Source organism: Achromobacter sp. JD-1 (assembly GCF_038594925.1).
GTDB classification, from domain to species: Bacteria; Pseudomonadota; Gammaproteobacteria; order Burkholderiales; family Burkholderiaceae_B; genus Achromobacter; species Achromobacter spanius_C.
Window position 1 is genome coordinate 1 of the sequence record NZ_JBCGCS010000050.1, and the last position, 5,300, is coordinate 5,300.

The 5,300-nt window shown below is 59.5% G+C and carries 8 protein-coding genes; 2 read left to right on the plus strand and 6 right to left on the minus strand.

The features are described 5' to 3' along the window. Positions 1 to 27: 27 nt before the first annotated feature. Positions 28 to 363, minus strand: a complete 336-nt coding sequence (locus tag WBR68_RS31575; RefSeq protein ID WP_370641303.1) for a ClpX C4-type zinc finger protein — start codon at positions 361 to 363, stop codon at positions 28 to 30. A gap of 177 nt (positions 364 to 540) precedes the next feature. Here WBR68_RS31575 and WBR68_RS30905 point away from each other — a divergent pair, with 177 nt between their 5' ends. After that, the gene (locus WBR68_RS30905; RefSeq protein ID WP_230696203.1) at positions 541 to 750 is read left to right on the plus strand and encodes a hypothetical protein; all 210 of its coding nucleotides are present in this window, start codon (positions 541 to 543) and stop codon (positions 748 to 750) included. Positions 751 to 832: 82 nt separating this feature from the next. Here WBR68_RS30905 and WBR68_RS30910 read toward each other — a convergent pair whose 3' ends face one another. The 4 genes from WBR68_RS30910 to WBR68_RS30925 form a co-directional block, all read right to left on the minus strand. Next, complete coding sequence (locus WBR68_RS30910; RefSeq protein ID WP_046804271.1) at positions 833 to 1,027, minus strand: DUF6900 domain-containing protein; 195 nt, start codon at positions 1,025 to 1,027, stop codon at positions 833 to 835. Positions 1,028 to 1,030: 3 nt separating this feature from the next. After that, a complete protein-coding gene (locus WBR68_RS30915) occupies positions 1,031 to 1,285 on the minus strand; it encodes a hypothetical protein (protein WP_230696204.1) in 255 nt (84 codons plus the stop codon). Then, positions 1,282 to 1,929 carry a DNA methyltransferase gene (locus tag WBR68_RS30920; RefSeq protein ID WP_230696205.1) on the minus strand — a complete coding sequence of 216 codons (648 nt, stop codon included), beginning with the start codon at positions 1,927 to 1,929 and terminating at the stop codon, positions 1,282 to 1,284. Before WBR68_RS30920 ends, WBR68_RS30915 begins: the two co-directional genes overlap by 4 nt. A gap of 299 nt (positions 1,930 to 2,228) precedes the next feature. Further along, entirely contained in the window at positions 2,229 to 3,128 is a 900-nt protein-coding gene (locus WBR68_RS30925; RefSeq protein ID WP_230696206.1) for an N-6 DNA methylase, read from the minus strand. Positions 3,129 to 3,392: 264 nt separating this feature from the next. Here WBR68_RS30925 and WBR68_RS30930 point away from each other — a divergent pair, with 264 nt between their 5' ends. Beyond that, entirely contained in the window at positions 3,393 to 4,382 is a 990-nt protein-coding gene (locus WBR68_RS30930) for an IS110 family transposase (protein ID WP_230696207.1), read from the plus strand. Positions 4,383 to 4,972: 590 nt separating this feature from the next. Here the strand turns inward: WBR68_RS30930 and WBR68_RS30935 are convergent. Further along, positions 4,973 to 5,300, minus strand: a 328-nt coding sequence (locus tag WBR68_RS30935) for a rhodanese-like domain-containing protein (RefSeq protein WP_255696341.1), incomplete at its 5' end; no start/stop codon positions are given.

Below are 5,300 nucleotides of genomic sequence, written 5' to 3' on the forward strand. Positions count from 1 at the left end.
GCCCAATGGGGAGTCGTGATCAAAAAATCAGTGCTGAGATTGGGATCCGGGCGGCATCGAGACATTCAGCAAATCCAGGGCCTTATTCGCCCTATCTCGTGCGTCGTCGATGATTTGATTTTGCCGAACGATGTACTTGTACAGCGCTTTGGGGCTGTTTTCGGCCTCGACCAAACCTTGCTCGTTGATGATCTCGTTGCACAATTCAACACACTCGTCGCAGATCGTGAGCGCGCTGGCGCCAGGGCCGTTTTCCCGCGCGATCAGCTTGTGGACTTCGTCCTGGGACTTATCGCAAAATGCGCAATGCAGCACGGTCGGCTGCTTTTTTCGCCGAGGGCTCTTTTTATTGTTTTCGTCCATTGGGCGCAGGGTCCGCGTCAACGCGTCGCTAGGTCAGAGTAGGTGCGAAATCTAGCACAAGGTCCAACAGCCCGGATGGGTGTTTTTCCTAGTTGTATCCCAATTTCGTACCGGCATTTTTGGCGCGTATTGCATCCGGTACTTCTTTGAACAGGGAGAGTGACGTTGGATGGGACCATGATCATCAACGGTGTCCGTGCAACCTACAGAACGATTCAAATGCCGAATGGAAAAGGGGTGATAGCGGAAGTGAAGTACGCCGACAACGAACAGTGGGAGTGCGTCGGTGGACTTCAAACGGTGTTTGCTGACGACGCCTCTGCCCGTCGTGCGATACAGAACCATGTCTCCGCTGACTGGTCCAAGGGGACGAACCAGAGGCAGTGAAGGTACGCGGACCGCGCCGGCCTTTTCCCGCCATTCGGTCGCCGTTTCGAGATAGCCAGGCCGCCAGGCCTGGCTATGCCGTTCAGCCGTTTCGGTGATGGTCCACCATGCCGGCCAAGTACGCCGCCTGCAATGCCCTCCAAAGATCCCACACCGGTATTTCGCGATAGTCCTTCGAGCGGACCCGCCGAAGTTCCAGACATTCAATGTCCAAGATCTCCATGGCGATGTTCTCAATGGCCAGTTCCGCGGCCTCGGATAGTTGCGGCATTCCCATGCTTCACTCCGTGTCCAGCTCGGCCAGCACTTGGCTGGCCAGCTCGTTCAGGTTGATTTTCGACTGGGCGATGGCCCGCACCTCTTCCAGCGGCAAGGATTCGAGGAATCGCGCCATGCGTTGTTCAATTTCCTGAGCCGCCAGCGCCGGCCAGGCGCCATATGCGGCGATCGCGGATAAACCGACCCGATTGTTGCGGCCGTAGCCTTGTAGATATGCGATAAGCCCACTCTGCATTTCGCTGGTTGCCCGGCTCATGCTGCGATCCTTTCCTGGTTGGCCAGCGCAAGGCGCTGCACCGCGGCCTCTTGATACTTCGGGTCCATTTCGATCCCGTAGAAGCGCCGTCCGGTTTGGCGGGCGGCCACGCACGTGGAACCGGAGCCGGCGAACGGGTCTAGAACAATGTCGCGCGGGCGGCTAAAGGTTTCGATCAGTGGCGTCAGGCATTCGACCGGCTTCTGGGTCGGATGGTGGCGGTTCCCCGTGTACTTCCAGGGCAGCACATCGGGCAATGGTGTCGCCGGCAGCGCCGGCTGGCCCTTGGCCAGCAAGTAGGCGGACTCGTGCTGGTACGCCAAGAATCGCGCATTCGACTGGTATTGTTTGGCGAACACGATGTGACCGACCACACGAAAGCCCGCCGCGCGCCAGGCCGCGAAGAACCGATCTACGCGGTTCCAACCATAGAACGAAATGCAGAACGCATCATCGCGAAGCACGCGGAACATCTGCGAAAACGCCGGCGTCATCCATTCATCGGTGCGGTCGTTGGCAATACTCCGGCCGGAGCGGTCCACGTAATTGACGAGGTACGGCGGATCGGTCAACACGAGGTCAACACAGCGATCCGGCAAGGTGGGAAGAACGGACAGGCAATCGCCCAGGACAACACGACTCATGGTTGGCTCCTTGCGTGCAGCAATGTCAGCCGATCTGCATTGCACTGCACGGGGCAGGCGGGCGCAGCCCACGAAAGCGCGGTCAAGGGACGTGGAATAAATAGCGAACGCAGAGAGCGGTTTATGCCGCGAAAGCCCTTGAAGATGGGGCCGCGGCTACAAGGCCGCGCGCAGCGGCCCTAGCGTCCGTGCGGGAGTGGGATGCGACTGTATGCTCCGTGCAGTGCTTGTGGCTCTACATGGTCCGCAGTTGGCGCGTGGCTAGCGCGCCAGGTCCCGGAAGGGGCCATCGCACCTTGCTAGAAGAGCGACATCTGGCCACCGGCGGCTGCTTGGCGGATGGCTTTCGGAATGGCCTGCAGCGGCTGCTCAACCTCAGATGAAATATCCCCGGCGATGGTCTCGTCGACCTGGCCCTGGCCAGCGGCTGCCGGCGCCTGCAGGAGCGCTCGAGCGCCCTCTTCCGCTTCGCGACGGCGAAGCCGCGCGCCCCAGGCGCCCAGAATATGTGCGGGCGTAAACCACTGCTCCCGGCACTCGCCCGTGAGGCCGTTGCCATGAATCACCACGGCCGGCACGTGCAAGAGCGCCAGCTGAATGAATGTCATATGCACGCACCGCTGATCGATGTCGATTGCAGTCGCGTGCATGCACTGCTGATAGTTCAGCTGCGCATCGTGCATCGCGTGCGCCGCCGCGATCAACATACCGCCGGCGCCGCACGCCGGCTCCAGTACGCGGACGAACTCCTGCGCGCTCGTCTTGTCGACCAGATCCTGGCCATTGCCCATCATCATGTTGCCCATCAGGCGCGACACCTCATAGGGCGTAAAGAACTGGCCGGTGCCGGCGTTGCCCATGTCCAGCATCATGAACGTGCTCCCCAGCACGTCGCCAAAGTCTGCTGCCTGAACCCGGACCTCGTAGGCCATGACCAAGTGCGAGAACGCTTGGACGAGCTGGTCGAGTTCAGCTCGCTCGTACTCAGCGATCACCTGCAGGTAGCGCTGCTCGCGTGCGTCGCGCTGCGCGAGATCGGCACGGGCCAATGCGATCGCGCAGATCTCTACCCAATCGCTCCACACGCGGTCGATGCCGCGTGTACGCGCGACCTGCCGAATGAGGCTGACGATTTCCTTCTGATGGGCGTCGGCGCCGTTCAGGAAACGGCGTTGTTGTGCATTTGAGGTTTTGGCCATGTGGTCTCTCCGGTTGCCAGGGCGGGAATGCCCGGAACTTGAGAGTCACGGCGCAGCGCAGCGCTTGTATGTTGATCCCAGGCCAGCATGGTAGATTTTTCACACCGTGGAAGCGGTTAGACCGGTCCGTGCAGTTAGCCTAGCGCTGGGGCGTCATAGCCCGTACTTGAGTAAAAAACGCACGAGCGCCGTGCTGGTCTTCCTGAAGCCCGAACGGTTACGCGCGCCATTCTGAGCGCGCATGCACAAGCAAGGGAGCTGAAGATCATGTCTATCTCGTCCGTAACGGTGGGAATTGACGTCGCGAAAGCGCACTTAGACATTTGTGTACTGGGGGCCGACTTCACCGCACTCAGAGTCACTAATGACGTAGGAGGATTTGCGGAAATCACAACTTTTCTACGACCGCATGCGGTTGGCTTGGTGGTAATGGAGGCAACCGGGGGTTATGAGGCAACACTCGCGCGTGCGCTTCAAGCCGCAGGTCTGCCCGTAGCGGTGATTAATCCAAGGCAGGCACGCGACTTCGCGAAGTCCATGGGTCGCTTTGCGAAAACCGACACTGTGGATGCTCGAATGCTGGCGGAACTGGCCGCCGTGTTGGTACGTCGGGATGATGCGGCTCGCTTTGCCCTTCCCCCTTTTGATGACCACCGCGCCTGGCTGGCCGCCCTGGTGACGCGCAGGCGTCAGTTACTGAGCCTTATCAACTCCGAGCGCCAGCGTCTGCACACCACACCTGTCCGATTGCATTCGAGTATCAAGGCTGTAGTGGAGGCGATAGAAACCCAGCTTACTGAACTCGAATCCGAGATGGTCGCTTATGTAAGGCAGCAGTTCTCCCAATTGAACCGCCTTCTTCAGACAGTCAGTGGGATCGGGCCCGTGGCTAGTGCCACGTTCATTGCCGAGCTTCCGGAACTCGGCCGATTGAACAGGCGCGCGGTAGCAGCATTGGTCGGAGTTGCTCCTATGGCTAATGACTCAGGAGGAACCAAAGGCAGGCGAAGAGTTCAAGGCGGAAGATTTGAGATACGGCGGGTGCTCTACATGGCTGCGCTAACTGCCGCACGTCACAACTCGGTCATCAGGGACTTCTACAAAAGATTGAAGGCAGCTGGAAAGCTTCCCAAGGTGGCGCTGGTCGCTTGCATGCGCAAGCTATTGACCCTCATTAACGCGATGGTCCGAGATAGCAGGGAGTGGGATAGCTCACTTCACGACGCTTTGTCTTGCGTTCGTTTGAAGACATAGCTTCACAGCGAGGGCTCGCGCGGTGGGACAAGTGCGATCTGGGGCGCTTCAATCGCCTCCCCGGATGCACTGCTGCGAGCTGCGCCAGCTGCGCGGAGCTAAGCTGAAATTAGTTTCATCGCCTTTCTCTGCACTGCATGGCCACGGGCACCGCCTACAGCTTCGGCAACCTGATCGAGTCCCCAAAAATCTCATGCACTGCTGCACACATCAGATGTGCCGGTGGTCGAAAGACTCTCTCATTAACGACTGTTACGGCCCCTGCCGGTTGACTCTCCCAGATCTTTCGCTTCATTGAGGCGCTCATCGGCACCTTCGACTTCGGCACCAGCATCAGTAAGTAGCTGTAGTCGGTCACTAGCCCCAAGGCCACATCGTGCCAGGATGTGTCGACGATAGCCCCGACCATCCGACGGCTGGAAAGCGGGTTTAGGCCGGCTGCGAGCCAGCGTTTGCCGAAGCCAATGAGTGCACAAGCGTCCACTCAAGGAGATCACGGCACAAAGCGCAGATTTCGATGTCCGCCGTCGGCCAGTGGCAGTCGTTACGGATCCCTCCGGCCTCTTAGGCAACGCCGCCTGGGACGATGGTCACAGAATGCAGGCTGGTTGGTCGTGAACTTTGATTGATTCCACACTCTGCCCATTCGAACGCCAGGCCTCTATCCCTCCGAGCAAATACCTAGCGTCGATGCCCATTGCACGGAGGGTCGCGGCCAGCCCCTGGCTTAGCTCATGACCGTGGGCGCAATAGATGATGACGGGTTGCGTGGCTGGGATGGTGTCTTTCCATTCCAGCCACAAGGCGGGATCGAGCCATTGGCCATTGGCAATCGCCACGCCATCCTTGTATGGTGTAGGTGCGCCCTCTGCAGTGGGGAGGGCGCTGGGGTATGGGACGTCGTCATCCATCAGCCGG